We start from the raw sequence: 21,364 nt of genomic DNA on the forward strand, positions 1-21,364 counted from the left end.
ACTTCACTGTCAGGCCCTCCAGCGCTTGTCGGGGCTGACCAAGGCGCTTGCGCTTTTCTTATGATCGGAACCCGGGATTTATGATTTCCGATGGAAAAATATTTTCCGCCTTTGCCCTCCTATTTGTTGTACTGTCTGTAAAATGTTTGCATGGTTTTTAAAAAAAAGAACGGAAAAACTAAGTTCACAACATGATGAACGGAGGCAATGGTATGGATGCAGTCACGAAAGACCTCATTTCCGAACTCCGTAAAACAAGACAGGAATTACAAAACAAGCTCGATAGCAGCCAAAGTTCAGTATCTTATTATATCCAGGCGGAATTGAATGATGTAGATGCAGCATTAAAAAAGCTGGAAACGGGAAAATATGGACATTGTGAAATTTCAGGGGAGTTGCTTCCGGCCAGCCTTTTAGCGATGATTCCAACGCTTAAATCGATCGATGATATCAGCAGGCTTGATCAATATTACCGTAAATCGCTCCATTAATGAATAACTGTCGTTTTCAAGAAAATTATGCTAAAATGCAAAGGTGATGTTTAAAGCCCGCTGCCTTTAGGTCCAGCGGCCGATAACATGCTTCACCGTCCATTCCCGAAAGGCGGAAAAGATGAAGCATGATAACCTGAGTAAATGCTTGGAGGTTGCCTTTGTGTTTTATTATATAATCGCTATATTTGTGATCGTTCTTGATCAATGGACAAAATGGCTCGTCGTCAAAAAAATGGAGCTTGGCGAAAGTATTGAAATGATTGAAAACTTCTTTTATATCACCTCCCACCGCAACAGGGGCGCCGCCTGGGGGATTCTCGAGGGCCAAATGGGATTCTTCTACATTATTACGATTATTGTCATTGGTGGAATTGTTTATTATATCCAAAAGGCAGCCAAGGGGAAGAGGCTGCTTGGTGTTTCACTTGGATTAATGCTTGGCGGGGCAATCGGAAATTTTATTGACAGGGTGTGGCGAAAAGAAGTTGTTGATTTCGTGGATACATATATATTTGGGTATGATTTTCCGATCTTTAACATTGCTGATTCTTCGCTGGTAATCGGGGTCGGCTTGCTAATGCTGCAGATGCTGCTGGAAGAGAGAGACATGAAGAAGGAGAAAGCTGATGGAGAAAATGGAACACACCATTCTTGAAGAACAGGCAAATGACAGAATCGACAAGGTTGTTTCTGCATTAAACGAAGAATGGTCACGAACGCAAGTTCAGCAGTGGATTAAAGAAGGGCACGTTTTAGTGAACGGTGAAAAAATAAAAACCAATTACAAATGCAATATAAATGATAAAATTGAGGTCACCATTCCTGAGCCGGAAGAGCTGGACGTCATTCCTGAAGAAATGGACCTCGACATATACTATGAGGACCGCGATGTGCTTGTCGTCAACAAACCGAAAGGAATGGTTGTCCATCCCGCCCCGGGACATATGAGCGGAACTCTTGTGAACGGCTTGATGGCCCATTGCCGGGATTTGTCGGGAATAAACGGCGTGCTGCGCCCCGGGATTGTCCACCGGATCGATAAAGACACATCAGGCTTGTTGATGGTCGCCAAAAATGATTTGGCACACGAAAGCCTCGTCAACCAGCTTGTCAATAAAACGGTAACCCGCAAATATAAAGCGGTTGTCCATGGAATCATTTCCCATGACCATGGTACGATTGATGCTCCGATTGCCAGGGATCCGAAAGACAGGCAAAGCATGACAGTTGTCGACAATGGGAAGCATGCTGTGACCCATTTTCAGGTGCTGGAACGGTTTGCTGATTTTTCCTATATAGAATGTCAACTGGAGACAGGACGGACGCACCAGATTCGTGTTCATATGAAATATATCGGCTTTCCGCTTGCAGGCGATCCTAAATACGGTCCGAGAAAAACACTCGATATTGGCGGACAGGCCCTGCATGCCGGAGTGTTAGGCTTCGCACATCCAAGAACAGGAGAATACTTGGAGTTTGAAGCTCCACTTCCACCAGATTTTCAACAGCTATTGGATAAACTTCGAAATAACCGTTGACAAAAACCAACATGTATTTTAAGATTGCTTTAGTTGAATAGTCCTTTAAAAACAGTCCAGAGAGGCTGAGAAGGAACGGATATGCAAATGGTGCTGGCCATGCACTTTTGTGATGAATGAAAATTCGTGTACCCTCTTGCCTTTCAGGTAAGAGGGTTTTCTTATGTTAAATTTCACGGAAGGCGTGATACGATGCCGCAAAAAGCAATCGTCCTCGATGAACAAGCAATACGCAGGGCGCTGACAAGGATTGCCCATGAAATTATTGAAAAGAATAAAGGAATTTCCGACTGCATATTAGTCGGAATTAAAACAAGGGGTATATATATCGCAAAAAGGCTTGCCGGGCGAATAGAGCAAATTGAAGGAGTGTCGATCGCTGTTGGCGAGCTGGATATTACTTTGTACAGGGATGATCTGACGAAGAAAACGGCCGATTTGGAGCCACTCGTCAAAGGTTCGCATATTCCCGTTGATATTACAAATAAAAAAGTGATTCTCGTTGATGATGTTCTCTATACGGGAAGAACAGTCAGGGCCGCCATGGATGCGCTGATCGATATCGGCCGGCCTGCTGCTGTCCAGCTTGCCGTCCTCGTTGACAGAGGGCACAGGGAACTGCCGATCAGGGCCGATTATGTTGGGAAAAATATCCCGACGGCGAGTTCGGAAAAAATTGTTGTTGAATTAAAAGAAGTTGATCAAGAAGATCAAGTCAGCATTTTTGAAAAATAAATACCCTTTTAACGGCAGTCCAGAGAGGCTGACAAAGGGGGAAGCGGCTAAGGAACTTGCTTAGGCGTTATCATGCCCTCTTTGTGCCCGGACACGAGGAGGGCTTTTCATTTTAAAGGAAAAAGGAGACAGAAAAATGAGCAGACCGATATTAGATATCAAAGATGTTCCGACACCGGGGCAATGGCTGACCTTAAGCTTACAGCATTTATTCGCCATGTTTGGCGCAACGATTTTAGTTCCATATTTAGTCGGGCTTAGCCCGGCGATCGCCCTTATCTCAAGCGGAATCGGGACACTGGCCTTTCTGATGATTACACAGTGGAAGGTTCCCGCCTATCTGGGTTCATCTTTTGCCTTTATTGCCCCGATCATTGCAGCGAAGGCGGGAGGCGGCCCGGGCGCGGCGATGATCGGAAGCTTTATTGCCGGTCTCGTTTACGGAGTCGTCGCTCTGGTTATTAAAAAAGCCGGTTACAGATGGATCATGAATTTGCTGCCGCCGATCGTAACCGGGCCGGTTATCATCGTCATCGGTCTTGGGCTGGCGGGAACAGCCGTTAATATGGCGATGAATAACCCGAACAGCCCTGACGGCGAATACAGCCTGCTTCACTTCTCTGCAGCACTGGTGACACTGGCTGCAACGATTATCTTTTCGATTTTTGCAAAAGGAATGCTGAACCTTGTGCCGATATTGGGGGGAATCATTATCGGATACCTCTATTCGCTGCTGATCGGAATCGTTAATTTTACAGCGGTTAAAGAAGCAAGCTGGCTGGAAAATCCGGATTTCTTAATACCTTTTGCCGATTATCCGGTGACGCTCTCATGGGAGCTTGTCCTCTTGATGGTGCCGGTTGCGGTTGTCACGCTCTCCGAGCATATTGGCCATCAGCTTGTTTTAAGTAAAGTGGTCGGCAAGGATTATATAAAAGATCCCGGCCTGCACCGTTCCATTTTGGGTGACGGTACGGCAACGATGATCTCCGCTTTAATTGGCGGGCCTCCAAAAACAACTTATGGAGAGAACATTGGCGTGCTGGCGATCACAAGAGTCTACAGTGTATATGTCATCGCCGGGGCTGCCGTGATTGCCACCGTGTTTGGATTTATTGGTAAAATAACAGCTTTAATCAGCACGATCCCGACCCCGGTTATGGGCGGAGTTTCGATTCTCCTGTTCGGAATTATCGCGTCTTCCGGCTTGCGGATGCTTGTCGACAACAAGGTTGATTTTGGAGACAAGCGCAACCTTGTGATCGCCTCTGTTATTCTTGTAATCGGGATCGGCGGGGCATTCATCCAGTTTTCAGATCAGTTCCAGATTCAGGGCATGGCGCTGGCCGCCATTTCCGGCCTGCTGCTTAATATTATCCTGCCGGGCCGTGAAGAAATGAAGGATGACCTGTTTGGATTTGAAAATAATGACGAAAACGAAACTGAATAGCATCACCTTTTAAAAAAGTCCGAGAGGCTTTCAAGGGTGTCAGATGACCGGCCAGGGGGGAATCCCTCTCTAATAACCGGCTCATTCACTACGTTTCTTACACCCTGGCATATGACGTCAGGGTGTTTTTTGAAGAAAAATTTTAAGTAAAGGGGAGCTTCCTGATGAAACATTTGCTCACAACGACTGAACTTGAACTAAGTGAGATCAAAGAGATTCTGGCAGAAGCACAACGGTTTTCCGCGGGGATGGTCTGGAAACTAGGAAAGCAGACTTTTGTTGCAAATCTTTTTTTCGAAGCGAGTACACGGACAAAATCAAGCTTTGAAGTGGCAGAACGGAAGCTTGGACTGGAAGTCATTCCTTTCGAAGTGAGTGCTTCGAGTGTTTCGAAGGGGGAAACCTTGTATGATACTGTTCGGACCCTTGAAGCGATTGGCGCAAATGCAGTGGTGATACGCCATCCGCAGGATCGCTATTTTGATGAGCTTCGCGGCCGAACAGGCTTGGCGATCATTAATGGCGGAGACGGCTGCGGCCACCATCCAACTCAATCGCTGCTTGACCTGCTGACGATCCAGCAAGAGTTTGTTCACTTTATCGGGCTGAAGGTTGCGATTATCGGCGACCTGCGCCATAGCCGCGTGGCCCGCTCAAATGCAAATGTTCTTTCCAGGCTCGGTGCGGAAGTTGTTTTTTCCGGACCTGAAGAGTGGTTCGATCACAGCCTGCTCGAAGCCGGCCGCTATGAGAATATCGATTCAGCCATCGAAACGGCCGACGTGGTAATGCTGCTGCGCATCCAGCATGAGCGCCATGCCAAAAAAGGCGTTCAATCACTGGAAAGCTATCATTCTGCTTACGGGTTAACAGAAGAAAGGGAAAGAAGGATGAAGCGCGGCAGCATCATCATGCATCCCGCTCCCGTTAATCGAAACGTTGAGATTGCTGACAGCTTGGTAGAATGCAAGCGCTCGAGAATTTTTAAGCAAATGGAGAATGGTGTGTTCGTGCGCATGGCCGTTTTGAAGAGATCAATCGAATCTTTAATGGGAGGGATACCAAATGTCAATGATTATCAAAAACGGCAAGTTGCTTTCAGATAACGGGGAATTTCGCAAAGCCGACATTTATATTAAAGACGGAAAAATTAACGAAATTGGCGAGCATATCCCGGTTGAAGATGCCGAAGTGATTGATGCCGAAGGAAAACTAATCGCTCCGGGATTTATTGATCTCCATATCCATTTACGAGAACCGGGCGGGGAAAAGAAAGAAACGATTGAAACGGGAACAAAGGCGGCTGCAAAAGGCGGTTTTACAACGGTCGCCGCGATGCCGAATACAAGACCAGTCCCGGATTCGCAAGAACAATTGGAATGGCTGCATAAGCGGATTGCTGAAAACGCGGCTGTCCGCGTCCTTCCATATGCTTCGATCACAATCAGGGAGCTTGGTAAGGAACTGACCGATTTTAAGGCGTTGAAAGAAGCTGGCGCCTTTGCGTTTACAGATGACGGAGTTGGTGTTCAATCAGCAGGCATGATGCTTGCCGCCATGAAAAAAGCAGCGGAAGTAAACATGGCAATTGTCGCCCATTGTGAGGAAAATACGCTTATTAACAAAGGATCGGTTCACGAAGGAGATTTTTCAAAAAAGCATCGGCTGGGTGGTATTCCGTCGGTTTGTGAATCTGTCCATATTGCCCGTGATGTTCTATTGGCGGAAGCGGCCGGCTGCCACTATCATGTCTGCCACATCAGCACGAAAGAGTCGGTGCGGGTTGTCAGGGATGCAAAACGGGCCGGAATCAAAGTGACGGCGGAAGTGACTCCGCATCACTTATTGTTATGCGACGAGGATATACCCGGGCTTGATCCGAATTATAAAATGAACCCCCCATTGCGCGGCAAAGCGGACAGGGAAGCTCTTATTGAAGGATTGCTTGATGGAACAATTGATTTTATCGCGACCGACCATGCGCCGCATACAGCAGAAGAAAAAGCGGAGGGCATGCAGCTTGCACCGTTTGGAATAGTCGGGTTGGAAACCGCTTTTCCGCTTTTAAACACATATTTAGTCGAAAAAGGAATGATCACCTTAAAGCAGCTGGTCGACTTTTTGACGGTCAAGCCGGCAGCAGCGTTCGGACTTTCTTCAGGAAAAATTGAAGTCGGAGCAGCAGCTGACATCGTCCTGATCGATCTCGAGCAAACTGAAGCGATTGATCCGAAGCGTTTTTTATCAAAAGGAAAAAATACGCCATTTACAGGCTGGGAATGCAAAGGCTGGCCGGTGATGACGATTGTAAATGGACGCATAGCATGGAGCAAAGGGAGTGTGACAGCATGAAAAGACAGCTGATTCTTGAAGATGGAACGGTATTTGCAGGTGAAGGATTCGGAAGCGATGCCGAAACAATTGGTGAAGTTGTTTTTAATACCGGCATGACCGGTTATCAGGAAATCCTCTCGGACCCATCATACTGCGGGCAAATTGTCACCCTGACATATCCGCTGGTTGGCAATTACGGCATAAACCGGGATGATTTTGAATCAATCACTCCTGCGATTCACGGCTTTATCGTCAAAGAAGCCGCCGATTTTCCTTCAAACTGGAGAAATGAAAAGACACTTGATGAATATTTTAAGATCAAAAATATTCCGGGAATTGCCGGGATCGATACCCGGAAACTGACAAGAATTATCCGCAAACATGGCACATTAAAAGGGGCTGTCTGCAGCATCGAGGAAGATGCCGGGACAGTTGTCGAAAGGCTGCGCAGAACGCAATTGCAGACCGACCAGGTAAAGCAAGTCTCAACGAAAACCGCCTATCCAAGCCCGGGGAGAGGCAGGCGGGTTGTCTTGGTCGATTTTGGAATGAAGCATGGCATTTTAAGAGAATTGAATAAGCGGGATTGCGATGTTATCGTCGTCCCTTACAATACAAGCGCTGAAGAAATCATCAACTTAAGTCCGGACGGCGTTATGCTGTCAAACGGACCTGGAAACCCGAAGGATGTTCCGGAGGCGGCTGAAATGATTAAAGGAATTTTGGGCAGGGTGCCGCTGTTTGGCATTTGCCTCGGCCACCAGCTATTCGCCCTCGCCTGCGGGGCCGATACGGTGAAACTTAAATTTGGCCATCGCGGCTCCAACCATCCGGTCAAGGATTTAACAACCGGAAAAGTTGCTTTAACATCGCAAAATCACGGTTACACGGTTGAAGCGGAATCGATTGAGCGGACAAACCTCGAGATTACCCATCTTGCCTTGAATGATGGAACGATTGAAGGGCTAAAACATAAGGTGTATCCTGCATTCACGGTTCAATATCACCCGGAGGCTTCACCGGGCCCGGAAGATGCCAACTATTTATTTGACCGTTTCTTGGCAATGATCGAATCTGACAATCGGGAAGGAGCCCACAAATGCCAAAGCGTACAGATATAAACAGTATTTTAGTGATTGGATCCGGTCCAATTGTGATCGGCCAGGCAGCAGAATTCGATTATGCGGGTACACAGGCATGCATGGCCCTGAAAGAAGAAGGCTATAAAGTCATCCTTGTTAATTCCAATCCGGCGACGATCATGACGGATACGGAGATAGCCGATTCGGTCTATATCGAACCGCTGACGCTCGAGTTCGTGAGCCGGATCATCCGCAAGGAGCGTCCGGATGCGCTTGTGCCGACGCTTGGCGGCCAGACGGGCTTGAACTTGGCTGTGGAGCTGGCTAAATCCGGAGTGCTGGAAGAGTGCGGCGTTGAAATTCTCGGCACGAAATTGCCGGCGATTGAACAGGCGGAAGACCGCGATTTATTCAGAAGCTTAATGAATGAGCTCGGGGAACCGGTACCAGAAAGTGATATCATCCACAATCTTGACGAAGCGTTCCGCTTTGTTGAAAGAGTCGGTTATCCGGTCATTGTCCGACCTGCTTTTACATTGGGCGGGACGGGCGGCGGTATTTGCCGGGATGAGGAAGAGTTGATCGAGGTTGTCACAAGCGGCTTAAAGTACAGCCCGGTCACGCAATGCTTATTGGAAAAAAGCATTGCCGGCTTTAAAGAAATCGAATATGAAGTGATGCGTGATTCGAATGATAACGCGATTGTCGTCTGCAATATGGAAAATATCGACCCGGTTGGCGTCCATACCGGGGACTCAATTGTCGTCGCACCAAGCCAGACTTTAAGTGACCGGGAGTACCAGCTGCTTCGGAATTCGTCTTTGAAAATTATTCGTGCGCTCGGAATTGAAGGCGGCTGTAATGTTCAGCTTGCCCTCGACCCTGATAGCTTTCAATATTACATTATTGAAGTAAACCCGCGGGTCAGCCGTTCTTCAGCCCTTGCCTCAAAGGCGACAGGCTACCCGATTGCCAAGCTTGCCGCCAAAATTGCTGTTGGCTTAACCCTGGATGAAATGATGAATCCCGTAACAGAGAAAACGTATGCCTGCTTTGAGCCTGCTCTCGATTACATCGTGACGAAAATCCCGAGATGGCCTTTCGATAAATTTGAATCGGCGAACCGCTCGCTCGGAACACAGATGAAAGCAACAGGAGAAGTGATGGCGATTGGCCGCACGTTCGAAGAATCGCTGCTTAAAGCCGTCCGGTCGCTTGAAGCGAACGTCTATCACCTGACGTTAAATGATGCGGACGCAATCGATGATGCACTCCTCGAAAAGCGAATCCGCAAAGCGGGCGATGAAAGACTATTTTATATCGGTGAAGCAATTCGCAGGGGCGTTCCGATAGAGACGCTTCATGAGTGGAGCCGGATTGACTTGTTCTTCCTTAAAAAAATGGAGAAAATTGTCCTTCTGGAGAATAAGTTGATTGAAAAACCGTTTGATGTTGAACTCGGTTTAAAAGCAAAAAGAATCGGCTTTTCCGATAAAATAATCGCTTATCTTTGGAATAGCCGGGAAAAAGATGTCTACAGCTGGAGAGCCGATCATAAGATCATTCCGGTCTACAAAATGGTTGATACTTGTGCGGCCGAGTTTGAATCGGAAACTCCTTATTATTACGGAACTTACGAAGACGAAAATGAATCGGTCGTCACCGATAAGAAAAGTGTCATTGTCCTCGGTTCAGGGCCGATCCGGATTGGCCAGGGCATTGAGTTTGATTATGCGACGGTCCACTCAGTATGGGCGATCAAGGAAGCCGGCTATGAAGCGATTATTATCAATAATAATCCGGAAACGGTGTCCACCGATTTTAGCATCTCGGATAAGCTGTATTTTGAACCGCTGACGATTGAAGATGTAATGCATATCATCGATCTTGAAAAACCGGAAGGAGTAGTTGTCCAATTTGGCGGCCAAACGGCCATTAACCTTGCTTCGGCATTAGTGGAAAAAGGAGTAAAAATACTCGGCACTTCGTTGGAAAACCTTGATCGCGCTGAAAACAGGGATAAATTTGAACAGGCGCTGTCTGAACTGGATATCCCGCAGCCGCAAGGGAAAACGGCATTGTCTGTCGGAGAGGCGGTAAAGATCGCCGCAGAGATCGGCTATCCGGTCCTCGTCAGGCCGTCCTATGTGCTGGGTGGACGGGCGATGGAAATCGTCTACAAGGAGGCAGAGCTGCTCCATTACATGAAAAATGCTGTTAAAGTAAATCCGGAACATCCGGTCCTCGTTGACCGCTATTTAACCGGAAAGGAAATTGAAGTCGATGCGATTTCTGATGGAGAAACAGTAGTGATACCGGGGATTATGGAACATATTGAAAGGGCCGGCGTCCATTCCGGCGACTCGATTGCCGTATATCCGCCGCAAAATGTTTCTGCAGCAGTAAAAGCAAAGTTGATCCAATATACTGAAAGGCTGGCGAAAGGACTCGGAATTATCGGCCTGTTAAACATCCAATATGTTGTTTCAAACGAAGAAGTTTATGTAATCGAAGTAAATCCCCGTTCGAGCCGGACTGTCCCATTTTTAAGCAAGATTACCCAGGTGCCGATGGCCAATATAGCAACGAAGGTGATTCTTGGGCAATCTCTCGCAAATCAGGGCTTCAAATCCGGACTGGTTCCTGAAAAGCATGGCGTGTATGCCAAAGTGCCGGTGTTCTCTTTTGCTAAATTGCGGAGAGTCGATATTACCCTCGGACCGGAAATGAAATCAACAGGCGAAGTAATGGGCAAAGACTTAACACTGGAAAAAGCTTTGTATAAAGGATTGGTAGCCTCCGGGATGAAAATCCAAAACTTTGGCACCGTATTGCTGACCATTGCTGATAAAGATAAGGAAGAAGCTTTACAGATTGCAAGAAGGTTTACTGCGATCGGCTTCAGGCTGATGGCGACGAGCGGTACCGCGCAATTTCTTGAGCGGGCGGGGATTCCGGTTAAAGTCGTTGATAAAATTGGCTCCTCAGGGCCCGACCTTCTCGACGTCATTCGCAACGGGCAGGCACAGTTTGTGATCAATACGCTGACAAAAGGAAAACAACCGGAACGGGACGGCTTCAGAATTCGCCGCGAATCGGTCGAAAATGGCGTGCCATGCTTAACATCCCTGGATACGGCGGCTGCGATCTTAAAAGTAATCGAATCGATGACGTTCTCTGCAGATGCGATGGATCAACCGGAAACGATTCAGGAGGCGGTGTACTCATGATCAAAAATGAACATTGTACAATTATTGCGCACAGGGAAATTGCTGCTTCCATTTATGAGCTGACGCTCGAAGCCGGGCTCGTTTCCGGGATGGAGAACCCGGGCCAATTTGTTCACTTGAAAGTTTCAGACGGAGTGGATCCTTTGCTGAGAAGGCCGATCAGCATCGCAAATATTAACAGGGAAGCGGGCCAGTTTACAATGGTGTACAGAAAAGAAGGCAGGGGAACCGTTCTGCTTGCCGGGAAAAAACCGGGTGATACGGTTGATGTGCTCGGACCGCTTGGAAACGGTTTTCCTGTCAATGAAGCAAAAGCGGGGGACACAGCCTTGCTTGTTGGCGGTGGAATCGGGGTGCCCCCGTTATATGAGCTTTCACGGCAGCTTGTCCAAAATCGGGTTAACGTGATCCATGTAATGGGATTCCAGACAGGAGAAGCTGTTTTTTATGAAGCAGAGTTTGCCGAATTGGGTCCAGCTATGATCGCAACAGCAGATGGATCCTACGGATATAAAGGCTTTGTCACCGATGTTATTAACGGCCATGGCATTGATTTTGATGTGTTGTTCAGCTGTGGACCGAATCCGATGCTAAAAGCGTTGGAATCGTCTTATCACAATAAAAAAGTATTCTTATCGCTGGAGGAAAGAATGGGCTGCGGGATCGGCGCCTGCTTTGCCTGCGTCTGCCATACAGGAGATGATCCGAATGGCTATTCCTATAAAAAAGTATGCAGTGACGGCCCTGTGTTTCGGGCGGGAGAGGTGGTTCTATGAGCAGATTGGAAATCAGGCTGCCCGGACTTGAACTGAAAAACCCGGTTATGCCTGCATCAGGATGTTTCGGCTTCGGCCGTGAATACAGTCAATTGTATGACTTAAATGAGCTTGGTGCGATCATGATCAAAGCGACAACCGCTGAGCCGCGCTTTGGCAATCCGACGCCGAGAGTCGCAGAAACGCCAGCGGGGATGCTTAATGCAATCGGCTTGCAAAATCCTGGCCTTGAAAAAGTGATCACAGAAGAGCTGAAATGGCTCGAACAGTTTTCGACACCGATCATTGCCAATGTCGCCGGATCAGCTGAGGAGGACTACATTGCTGTTGCAAAAGAAATTTCGAAAGCGGCAAACGTCCATGCCCTCGAATTGAATATTTCCTGCCCGAATGTAAAAACAGGCGGAATTGCATTTGGAACGATACCGGAAGTCGCGAAAAGCTTGACGAAGAAAGTAAAGGAAGTTTCCGAAGTTCCCGTGTATGTAAAGCTTTCACCGAATGTAACCAATATTGTCGAGATGGCACAGGCAGTCGAGGCCGGCGGGGCAGACGGATTGACGATGATCAATACTTTGCTCGGGATGAGAATTGACTTGAAAACAGGCAAACCGGTCCTGGCCAACAACACGGGCGGCCTGTCAGGACCGGCGATCAAACCGGTCGCGCTCAGGATGATTTATGAAGTGAGCCAAAAGGTTTCCTTGCCGATCATTGGCATGGGCGGAATCGCGACAGCGGAAGATGTAATCGAATATTTTTTAGCTGGCGCAAGTGCTGTGGCGGTCGGGACCGCCAATTTTACAGATCCATTTGTATGCCCAAAAATTATCGCAGACTTGCCTGAGCTTGTTGAGCGGCTCGGCTATGATCACATTTCTGAATGCACGGGGAGGAGCTGGAAAAAACATGAACAATCCGCTTATCATCGCGCTTGATTTTGCTGATAAACGAGAGGTTTTTCGGTTTATGGAGCAATTCTCCGAAGAAAAGCTGTTTTTAAAGGTGGGAATGGAGCTTTTTTATCAGGAAGGCCCGGCAATTGTCGATGATTTAAAAGAACGGGGCCATCACGTTTTTCTCGATTTAAAGCTTCACGATATACCGAATACGGTAAAAAACGCGATGAAAGGCATCGCCAGGCTTGGCGCGGACCTTGTCAATGTCCATGCGGCCGGGGGGAAAGCGATGATGATGGCAGCCCTTGAAGGACTCGATTCCGGCACCGGGGCAGGCAACAGGAGGCCATACTGCATCGCGGTTACCCAGTTAACGAGTACGTCCGAGGAACAAATGAAAAGTGAGCAGCTGATTGCGGTTTCGCTTCAAGAATCGGTCATGCATTATGCAGGGCTGGCAAAAGATGCAGGACTGAACGGTGTGGTTTGTTCTCCCCATGAAGCGAAAATGATCCAAGAGCGGTTCGGCAGCAGTTTTTACACAGTTACACCGGGAATCCGCCTTGAATCAGACGAAACACAGGACCAGAAACGTGTTGCGACTCCCGGGTTTGCGAGACAGTCGGGCGTTTCTGCGATTGTTGTCGGGCGCTCGATTACGAAAGCGGCAGATCCGCTGCAACGTTATTACGAAGTGAAAAATGATTGGGAGGATGTAAGGTCATGAAGAAAAAAATAGCCGCCGGTTTATTGGAGATTGGGGCCGTGTCCTTGCAGCCTGACGATCCATTTACGTGGGCATCGGGGATCAAGTCGCCGATCTATTGCGATAACCGCCTGACCCTGTCTTTTCCGAAACTGCGCTCGGAGATTGCCGCCGGCCTGAAGGAAATCATTGAAGATAAGTTTTCTGATGCGGAATTAATCGCCGGAACAGCGACAGCAGGAATCCCGCATGCCGCATGGGTCAGCGATTTAATGAATTTGCCGATGTGCTATGTTCGCTCCAAGCCGAAAGGGCACGGAAAAGGAAATCAAATTGAAGGAAAAGCAGAACGCGGGCAAAAAGTCGTCGTTGTTGAGGATTTAATCTCAACTGGCGGAAGTGTCATTACGGCTGTAGAGGCGCTTCGTGAAGCAGGCTGTGAAGTTTTAGGGGTGGTATCGATCTTTACTTACCAGCTTGAAAAGGGTGCGGAGCTGCTTGACAAGGCCAAAATAACCGTGTACTCGTTAACCGATTTTTCGACTTTGGCAGACATCGCCGCGGAAAAAGGTTTTATTAATATGGAAGACCGCGAGAAGCTGGCTGAATGGAGAAATGATCCCTCCAACTGGGGAAGGGAAGTCAGTTAGGGCAGAAAAGAGGAAAGAGCTTAGCTCTTTCCTCTTTATATTATTCTTCAAAATAAGCACGAAATTCCTTTTCGTCCATGCCTTTTTTGTTTTCGAAATACGGATTTTCTTCTGTCACGTCTTTAGGGTCAAGATTCGTTTTGATCACTAAAGCAGGCCCGTCTGTCGGTTCACCAATAACCCGGTCTTCCAATTCCTTAAAATCGGGCAGGCTTTTTTTATCCGGTTCCATCTGCAGAACACCTCCTAAAGGATAGAGTGCAGAACTGACCGGAAAATTATGTGCGAATCGACTCATTACTTTTTTAATGCGAGGATACTTTCTTCATCAGGAGTGACATAGACGGTTTGCTGATTGTCATAAATCACATAACCAGGCTTTGAGCCATTTGGCTTTTTGACGTGGCGGATTTGAGTGTAGTCAACGGGCACAGAGCTTGAATTCCGTGCTTTGCTGAAGTAGGCGGCAAGCTGTGCTGCTTCAAGAATCGTCGTTTCACTCGGTTCCTTGCTGCGGATCACAACGTGTGACCCCGGAATATCTTTTGTATGCAGCCAAATCTCATCTCTTCCGGCCAGCTTATTCGTTAAATATTCGTTCTGTTTATTATTTTTGCCTACTAAAATTTCTGTACCGTCCGAAGCTGCATATCGATCCAAAACCGGCTTCAAATTTTGCGCCTTTTTATTCTTTTTCTTTTGCCGTTCCCTTAAGTACCCGCCTTCGACCAGCTCTTCGCGTATTTCTTCAAGATCCTTCGTCGACGCTGCCTGAACCTGCTGGAGCAGTGCATTAAAATAAGCAGCTTCTTCTTTCGCTTTTTTAATTTGCTCCCCGACAACAACGATTGCATGTTTCGCCTTTTGATAGCGGGAAAAATATTTTTGCGCATTTTCGGACGGACTTTTGCGCGGATCGAGCGGAATCGTAATCTCAGCACCATCCTCACTGTAATAATTGACCACGGTAATTTCGTTCATGCCCTTTTCTGCAGCAAACAGATTGGCTGTTAACAATTCTCCGTAAAGCTGATATTGGTCCGCGTTTTTCGCTTCTTGTAAAGTCGCTTCAAGCTTAACGATTTTCTTTTCGTTTTTTTCTTTTTCCTTAATAATAAAACGCTCGAGATCGTTTCCCTGCTGCTTAACACGGTCACGCTCCGCCTTGCCAAAATAAAAGCGGTCCAGCATTTCGCTTAAAGTCGGAAATTCTTTCGTTTTTCCGTACATATGCTCAAGCGGAAAGAGATAAAACGATTCCTTTTCCGTTCCGTAGGTGATGGCAGGAGTATACTGACCGTTTTTAATCTTTTCAATCATTTCCACAAACGTTTTTGGCAAAGTGCTCCGATTGGCTATTCCCGCCTGATGAACAACTTCTTTTGCAAACAAAGGGGATACTCCTGCAAACTGTTCGACCAGTTGCCGATCCAATTTTCCTGCATTAAAATCAATTCTTCGCAATACTTCCTGTTCATCGGCTTCAAAAGGGTTGTATTTATTTTGCTCGGGCGGACTGACGTACTCCTGTCCGGGAAGGACTGCCCGGTAGCTGTTCACAGCAAAGGAAACATGCTTGATGCTGTCCAGGATCATATTTTTCGCTTTGTCTATCAAAATGATATTGCTATGCCGGCCCATAATTTCAACGATTAAACGTTTATAGGTAATATCGCCGATTTCGTTCCGGCCTTTTACGTCAAAAACAATGATCCGGTCAAGGCCGGCCTGCTCGATATCTTCAAGAATAAAACCTTCTAAATGCTTTCTTAACAGCATGCAAAACATTGGCGGCTCGCTCGGATTTTCATAATCTTCGTTTGTTAGCTGCACCCTTGCATAGCTCGGGTGGACCGATAAAAGAAGCTTATGGTTTTGCCCGTTTGCCCTGATCACCAAGACAATTTCATTCTTAAAGGGCTGATGAATTTTATTGATGCGTCCTCCTTTTAACGAAGAAACCAATTCGTTCTTCATCGCCCCCGTAAATAATCCATCAAATGACATAATGTCCATCCTCTTCTATAGTAAATTCAAGCAAATTTCAAATGGTATCAAGCTTTTCAGATAAACAAGCGCCTCCGCTTTTCTTTGTCCAGCTCCAGCGCCTGGCCCCTCGAGTCGCTTCGGTCCTGCCAATGAAGTCAAAGAACGACTTCACTGTCAGGCCGTCCGACGTACAGGACGTACTAGTGCCGACGTTGCCACAGGACGTGGCGATCTTAGTCGGCCAGCGCTTTTCGGGGCTGAGCAAGGCGCTTCCGCTTTTCTTATAATATCATAGCATTTTTCCGGACAGGGCTGAATAAGCTTTCTTTAGGGTGAGGACAACTCTTGTTTAATTCAAAGGGGGAAGTGTGATGGCCGGATGAAGTTCCACAATATGAAAGAAAAGGATATTGAAAAAGCCTTAAATACGGACTTTTCAAAAGGCTTAACCGAAGAAGAGGTCAAGAAACGCAGAAAACAGTTCGGCTATAATGAATTGGAAGAAGGAGAAAAGCAATCTGCTTTGCTCTTATTTTTTAGCCAGTTCAAGGATTTTATGGTGCTCGTTTTATTGGCGGCCACATTAATTTCAGGGCTGCTCGGTGAATATATTGATTCGATCGCGATTATTGCGATTGTGATCATCAATGGGTTTCTCGGTTTTTTTCAGGAGCGGAAGGCGGAAAAATCATTGGATGCGTTAAAGGAGCTGTCTGCCCCCCAGGTCCAGGCCTTGCGGGACGGGCTCTGGGTCAAGATTCCGTCCAAGGAAGTCGTCGTGGGAGACATGCTTAAATTCTCAAGCGGTGACAGGATTGGCGCAGATGTCAGATTGGTCGAATCGAACAGCCTCGAAATTGAAGAGTCTGCCCTAACAGGTGAATCGATGCCGGTACAGAAAGCGGCACACGCACTGAAAGACGTCGATCTGGGGATAGGTGACCTGGAAAACATGGCCTTTATGGGAACGATGGTCACCAGAGGCAGTGGCGTCGGCGTTGTAGTTGCGACCGGAATGAAAACGGCAATGGGGCAAATTGCTGATCTTCTCCAAAAAGCCGAAACAATGGAGACCCCGCTGCAGCGGCGCCTTGAGCAGCTCGGAAAAATTTTGATCGTTGTTGCTCTGATGCTGACAGTTCTTGTCGTCGGTGTCGGCGTTCTCCAGGGGCATGATGTTTACACGATGTTCCTTGCCGGGGTATCGCTTGCCGTAGCCGCCATTCCCGAAGGGCTGCCAGCGATTGTAACAGTCGCCCTTTCCCTCGGCGTGCAACGCATGATCAGAAAAAATGCAATCGTCCGCAAGCTGCCTGCTGTTGAAACGCTCGGCTGTGCCTCCGTGATTTGTTCCGATAAAACCGGGACGATGACGCAAAACAAAATGACTGTCACCCATCTATGGAGCGGGGGAAAAACGTGGACTGTTGATGGTGTCGGATACGAACCGCACGGGAATTTTTATTTGCGTAACGATCCGATTGACCCGAAAAAGGACAAGGTGCTTCAGCAGCTATTAATGTTCGGAATGCTTTGCAACCATGCGGAAGTTTTTCAAAAAAATAACGATTTTATGATCGACGGGGATCCGACAGAAGGCGCTTTGCTGATCGCCGCAATGAAGGCCGGCTACAGCAGGGCAACCTTGGCCGGCCAATTTGAAATCGTCAAGGAATTCCCGTTTGATTCAAGCCGGAAAATGATGAGTGTCATTGTTAAGGATCATAACGGGCGAACGTTTATCGTGGCGAAGGGGGCACCCGATGTGCTGATCGGTGTCAGTGAGGCGGTGCTCTGGGATGCGAGGCAGCAGTACTTAACAAAAGAGCTTCAAGGTACAATCCAGACAGCCATCAACGATCTTGCCTCACAGGCGCTCCGAACGATTGCGATCGCTTATAAACCTGTTCCGGCAAACACGATGATTTTACACGAAGCGGAAGCGGAGAAAGGATTGACCTTTATTGGCCTGCAGGGGATGATTGATCCGCCGAGACCGGAGGTGAAAACAGCTGTTAAAGAATGCAAGGAAGCCGGAATCAAAACAGTGATGATTACCGGTGACCATGTGATCACGGCAAAAGCAATTGCCGGCCAGCTTGGAATTGCCTCAAAAAACAGCAAAGTTCTTGATGGAAAGGCGCTATCGGAAATGTCTGTCGGCCAGCTTGAGGAGGTCGTCGATGATGTTTCTGTATTTGCCCGCGTCTCGCCCGAGCATAAGCTGAAAATTGTCAAGGCCTTGCAAAACAGGGGCCATATCGTCGCGATGACCGGTGATGGTGTCAACGATGCACCCGCGATAAAAGCCGCTGATATTGGAATTGCGATGGGAATCACGGGAACCGACGTTGCGAAGGAAGCATCCGCACTCGTCCTCCTTGATGATAATTTTGCGACGATCAAGGCGGCGATTAAAGAAGGAAGAAATATATATGAAAACATCCGCAAGTTTATCAGATATTTGCTTGCCTCGAACGTCGGAGAAATCTTGGTGATGCTGTTTGCGATGCTGCTCGCTTTGCCGCTTCCGCTCGTTCCGATCCAAATCCTCTGGGTCAATCTAGTTACGGACGGTCTTCCCGCAATGGCTCTGGGCCTTGACCAGCCGGAAGATAATGTCATGAAGCGAAACCCGCGCAGCCCGAAGGAAGGTGTATTTTCAAGAGGGCTGGGCTGGAAGGTGATTTCGAGAGGATTTTTAATCGGTGCGGCGACATTGGCCGCTTTTATGATCGCTCACGGCCGGAATCCTGAAGAGCTTGCCTATGCACAGACGGTCGCATTCGCTACACTGGTGATGGCCCAATTGATTCACGTTTTTGACTGCCGCAGTGAAAAATCGGTCTTTGCCAGAAATCCGTTCGGCAATAAATACTTGGTGTGGGCCGTCATTTCTTCGCTTATTTTAATGTTTATTGTTATCTATTATCCGCCGCTCCAGCCCGTCTTCCATACGGTTCCGATTATCGCAATCGATTGGATCTTAATTGCCGCCTTATCCGCGATTCCGACTTTTTTACTGGCCGGAACGTTTTTGGTAAGTAAAACAAGATAATATATGGTATAATCCAAAAGGTAATAGAGAAGACTCTATTACCTTTTCTTTGTATGGATGCTATTATAGATTGGATGTGTGCAAAATGGTCGTTAGCATGACTGGGTATGGAAGAAGCAGGACAGAATCTTCCCACGTTGCCGTGACTGTTGAGGTTAAGACAGTTAATCATCGTTTTTGTGAATTCAGCATCCGGATGCCCCGCGAGCTTTTAAAATTGGAAGATAAAATCAAGAAGAAGCTCGGCGAGAAAATTTTCAGAGGCAGGGCTGAAGTTTTTGTTACGATCGAAGGAGAAGGGATTGTAAACAGAAAGCTTCATGTTGACTGGAAACTATTGGACCAATATTATCAATACATAACGAAAATTAAAGAACAATACGGTTTCGACGGGCAGATGTTGTTGGCCGATATCATCAGCCGGGAAGGCGTCCTTACATTGGAGGAGCAACAATCAGACAATGAGGAATTGGAAAGCCTTGTCCTGCGGGCGGCAGGTGAAGCGGCAGCACAGCTGAGAAAAATGCGTGAAGCGGAAGGCGCTGCCCTCGAGCGCGACATATCGGCGCATTTAAAGAAATTAGCCGAACGTACCGGCCAGCTTGCTGAGCTTGCCCCGGCTGTCGTTAGCCAGTATCGGGCCCGGCTTGAAAAAAGAATCGAAGAATTCGGGAGCGGCCAAATTGACGAAGCGAGACTTTTAGCCGAGGTTGCCCTTTTTGCCGATAAAGCGGATATTAATGAAGAATTAGCCAGGCTTAACAGCCACATCCAACAATTTGCAGAGACTATCCTGCTTGATGAACCGGTTGGCCGAAAATTGGACTTTCTCATTCAGGAAATGAACCGCGAGGTAAACACGATTGGTTCGAAAGCAAATGACGCCGCAATTGCAAAAGAAGTGGTTGAAATGAAAAGCCTGCTTGAAAAGATAAAGGAGCAGATTCAAAATATTGAATAACAGCCCGTTTAGAAAATGACTGCATCGGTCAAAATAATTTACTGATGATTGGAGGACTAGGATGTCCATTAAACTGATCAATATCGGATTTGGAAACATTGTTTCCGCCAACCGGATTATTTCAATCGTTAGTCCGGAATCGGCACCTATAAAAAGGATTATCCAGGATGCGCGTGACCGTGGATCTTTAATAGACGCTACATACGGAAGGCGAACCCGGGCTGTGATCGTCATGGATAGCGACCATGTGATCTTGTCTGCTGTCCAGCCTGAAACTGTTGCACACCGCTTGAATGACCGGGATGAAATTCTTGATGAAGGGTAGGATCTTTTAAATGCGCGAAAAAGGATTATTAATTGTTCTTTCCGGCCCGTCCGGTGTTGGCAAGGGAACAGTCAGGAAAGAAATTTTTTCACAGCCAAATACCGCGTTTGAATATTCAATCTCGATGACGACGAGAGAACCGCGCGAAGGAGAAGTTGACGGCGTCGATTACTTTTTTAAAAAGCGGGAAGAGTTTGAAGAGATGATTGAACAGGGAAAGCTTCTCGAGTATGCCGAGTTCGTCGGAAATTATTACGGTACACCCGTCGATTATGTAAAAGAGACACTGGAACGCGGCAAGGACGTTTTTCTTGAAATCGAGGTGCAGGGAGCCCGCCAGGTGAGGGAGAAATTTCCCGACGGACTGTTTATCTTTTTAATGCCGCCGAGCTTGTCAGAGCTGAAAAACCGAATTGTGACAAGAGGAACCGAATCAGAAGACGTGATTCAAAACCGCTTGAAGGCAGCAAAAGAAGAGATTGAAATGATGAACTTATACGATTACGTCGTTGAAAATGACCAGGTCGAGCGCGCCTGCGAAAAAATTAACGCGATTGTCATTGCGGAACACTGCCGCAGGGAGCGCGTCGAAAGCCGCTATAAAAAAATGCTGGAGGCTGAATAAAATATGTTATACCCATCCATCGATTCATTAATGACAAAGATTGATTCAAAATACTCATTGGTTTCAGTTGCCGCAAAAAGGGCCCGCAATCTGCAACAAGATGGCAAACCGAGATTGGACAAATATGTTTCCCATAAAAATGTCGGCAAAGCGCTGGAAGAAATTTATAAAGACAAGCTTCATTATTCGACAAACAATGCTGCGAAGGACTCATCGGAATCATAATCTCTAAAAATAACAACCACCAGGGTTGTTATTTTTTTTAAGCTATAGGAAAGTATAAACGTTTCTAAATATAGTTGGGCGTTTCGATGTCCAGCTCCAGCGCCTAGCCCCTCGAGTCGCTTCGGTCCTGCCAATGAAGTCAAAAAGCGACTTCACTGTCAGGCCCTCCAGCGCTTGTCGGGGCTGACCAAGGCGCTTGCGCTTTTCTTATCATCAAGGACCCGATTTTTCATCTTAAACCGGTTTAATCAGAAAAAGATGAAATAATGGCGTGTTTCTTGCATAAT

Annotated in this window: 20 protein-coding genes; 18 read left to right on the forward strand and 2 right to left on the reverse strand. The window is 47.2% G+C overall.

Annotated elements, in window-relative coordinates; all coding sequences use genetic code 11:
• Positions 1-212: 212 nt before the first annotated feature.
• From CU633_RS09130 to pyrE, 13 genes are all read left to right on the forward strand, one after another.
• Positions 213-491: a hypothetical protein gene (locus CU633_RS09130; RefSeq protein ID WP_101659654.1), complete on the forward strand. Its 279-nt coding sequence runs from the start codon at positions 213-215 to the stop codon at positions 489-491.
• A gap of 121 nt (positions 492-612) precedes the next feature.
• Positions 613-1,149, forward strand: coding sequence for a signal peptidase II (gene lspA / locus CU633_RS09135; RefSeq protein ID WP_101659663.1), 537 nt, complete (start codon positions 613-615; stop codon positions 1,147-1,149).
• Complete coding sequence (locus tag CU633_RS09140) at positions 1,121-2,032, forward strand: RluA family pseudouridine synthase (protein WP_101659665.1); 912 nt, start codon at positions 1,121-1,123, stop codon at positions 2,030-2,032. The genes lspA and CU633_RS09140 overlap by 29 nt, the downstream gene beginning before the upstream one ends.
• 192 nt (positions 2,033-2,224) lie before the next feature.
• Complete coding sequence (gene pyrR / locus CU633_RS09145; protein WP_101659667.1) at positions 2,225-2,767, forward strand: bifunctional pyr operon transcriptional regulator/uracil phosphoribosyltransferase PyrR; 543 nt, start codon at positions 2,225-2,227, stop codon at positions 2,765-2,767.
• A gap of 136 nt (positions 2,768-2,903) precedes the next feature.
• Positions 2,904-4,217, forward strand: coding sequence for a uracil-xanthine permease family protein (locus CU633_RS09150; RefSeq protein WP_101659669.1), 1,314 nt, complete (start codon positions 2,904-2,906; stop codon positions 4,215-4,217).
• 164 nt (positions 4,218-4,381) lie between these two features.
• Entirely contained in the window at positions 4,382-5,323 is a 942-nt protein-coding gene (locus CU633_RS09155) for an aspartate carbamoyltransferase catalytic subunit (RefSeq protein WP_101659671.1), read from the forward strand.
• Positions 5,283-6,569, forward strand: coding sequence for a dihydroorotase (locus tag CU633_RS09160; RefSeq protein ID WP_101659673.1), 1,287 nt, complete (start codon positions 5,283-5,285; stop codon positions 6,567-6,569). Before CU633_RS09155 ends, CU633_RS09160 begins: the two co-directional genes overlap by 41 nt.
• Positions 6,566-7,672 (forward strand): carbamoyl phosphate synthase small subunit, encoded by a 1,107-nt coding sequence (locus tag CU633_RS09165; protein WP_101659675.1) that lies wholly within the window; start codon positions 6,566-6,568, stop codon positions 7,670-7,672. Before CU633_RS09160 ends, CU633_RS09165 begins: the two co-directional genes overlap by 4 nt.
• Positions 7,651-10,863, forward strand: a complete 3,213-nt coding sequence (gene carB / locus CU633_RS09170; protein WP_101659677.1) for a carbamoyl-phosphate synthase large subunit — start codon at positions 7,651-7,653, stop codon at positions 10,861-10,863. The genes CU633_RS09165 and carB overlap by 22 nt, the downstream gene beginning before the upstream one ends.
• Positions 10,860-11,639 (forward strand): dihydroorotate dehydrogenase electron transfer subunit, encoded by a 780-nt coding sequence (locus CU633_RS09175; RefSeq protein ID WP_101659679.1) that lies wholly within the window; start codon positions 10,860-10,862, stop codon positions 11,637-11,639. The genes carB and CU633_RS09175 overlap by 4 nt, the downstream gene beginning before the upstream one ends.
• Entirely contained in the window at positions 11,636-12,577 is a 942-nt protein-coding gene (locus CU633_RS09180; protein ID WP_101659681.1) for a dihydroorotate dehydrogenase, read from the forward strand. The genes CU633_RS09175 and CU633_RS09180 overlap by 4 nt, the downstream gene beginning before the upstream one ends.
• Positions 12,549-13,265 carry an orotidine-5'-phosphate decarboxylase gene (pyrF, locus tag CU633_RS09185; protein ID WP_101659683.1) on the forward strand — a complete coding sequence of 239 codons (717 nt, stop codon included), beginning with the start codon at positions 12,549-12,551 and terminating at the stop codon, positions 13,263-13,265. Before CU633_RS09180 ends, pyrF begins: the two co-directional genes overlap by 29 nt.
• The gene (gene pyrE / locus CU633_RS09190) at positions 13,262-13,894 is read left to right on the forward strand and encodes an orotate phosphoribosyltransferase (RefSeq protein WP_101659685.1); all 633 of its coding nucleotides are present in this window, start codon (positions 13,262-13,264) and stop codon (positions 13,892-13,894) included. The genes pyrF and pyrE overlap by 4 nt, the downstream gene beginning before the upstream one ends.
• Before the next feature lie 40 nt (positions 13,895-13,934).
• On the opposite strand, the gene CU633_RS09195 is transcribed toward pyrE, so the two are convergent.
• Both CU633_RS09195 and CU633_RS09200 read right to left on the reverse strand, forming a co-directional pair.
• Entirely contained in the window at positions 13,935-14,126 is a 192-nt protein-coding gene (locus CU633_RS09195) for a hypothetical protein (RefSeq protein ID WP_101659687.1), read from the reverse strand.
• Positions 14,127-14,191: 65 nt separating this feature from the next.
• A complete protein-coding gene (locus tag CU633_RS09200; protein WP_101659689.1) occupies positions 14,192-15,901 on the reverse strand; it encodes an Rqc2 family fibronectin-binding protein in 1,710 nt (569 codons plus the stop codon).
• Between the two features lie 361 nt (positions 15,902-16,262).
• On the opposite strand from CU633_RS09200, the gene CU633_RS09205 reads away from it, so the two are divergent.
• The 5 genes from CU633_RS09205 (at position 16,263) to rpoZ (ending at position 21,077) form a co-directional block, all read left to right on the forward strand.
• On the forward strand, positions 16,263-18,941 hold the full coding sequence (locus CU633_RS09205; protein ID WP_101659691.1) for a cation-translocating P-type ATPase: 2,679 nt from the start codon (positions 16,263-16,265) through the stop codon (positions 18,939-18,941).
• 85 nt (positions 18,942-19,026) lie between these two features.
• Positions 19,027-19,902: a YicC/YloC family endoribonuclease gene (locus tag CU633_RS09210; RefSeq protein WP_101659699.1), complete on the forward strand. Its 876-nt coding sequence runs from the start codon at positions 19,027-19,029 to the stop codon at positions 19,900-19,902.
• A 61-nt stretch (positions 19,903-19,963) separates the two neighbouring features.
• Positions 19,964-20,227: an extracellular matrix/biofilm regulator RemA gene (gene remA, locus CU633_RS09215; RefSeq protein ID WP_101576563.1), complete on the forward strand. Its 264-nt coding sequence runs from the start codon at positions 19,964-19,966 to the stop codon at positions 20,225-20,227.
• A gap of 10 nt (positions 20,228-20,237) precedes the next feature.
• On the forward strand, positions 20,238-20,852 hold the full coding sequence (gmk, locus tag CU633_RS09220) for a guanylate kinase (protein WP_101659701.1): 615 nt from the start codon (positions 20,238-20,240) through the stop codon (positions 20,850-20,852).
• Between the two features lie 3 nt (positions 20,853-20,855).
• The gene (gene rpoZ / locus CU633_RS09225) at positions 20,856-21,077 is read left to right on the forward strand and encodes a DNA-directed RNA polymerase subunit omega (protein ID WP_101659703.1); all 222 of its coding nucleotides are present in this window, start codon (positions 20,856-20,858) and stop codon (positions 21,075-21,077) included.
• Positions 21,078-21,364 lie beyond the last annotated feature (287 nt).

This window comes from Bacillus sp. V3-13 (assembly GCF_002860165.1).
Classification (GTDB): Bacteria; Bacillota; Bacilli; order Bacillales; family Cytobacillaceae; genus Bacillus_BJ.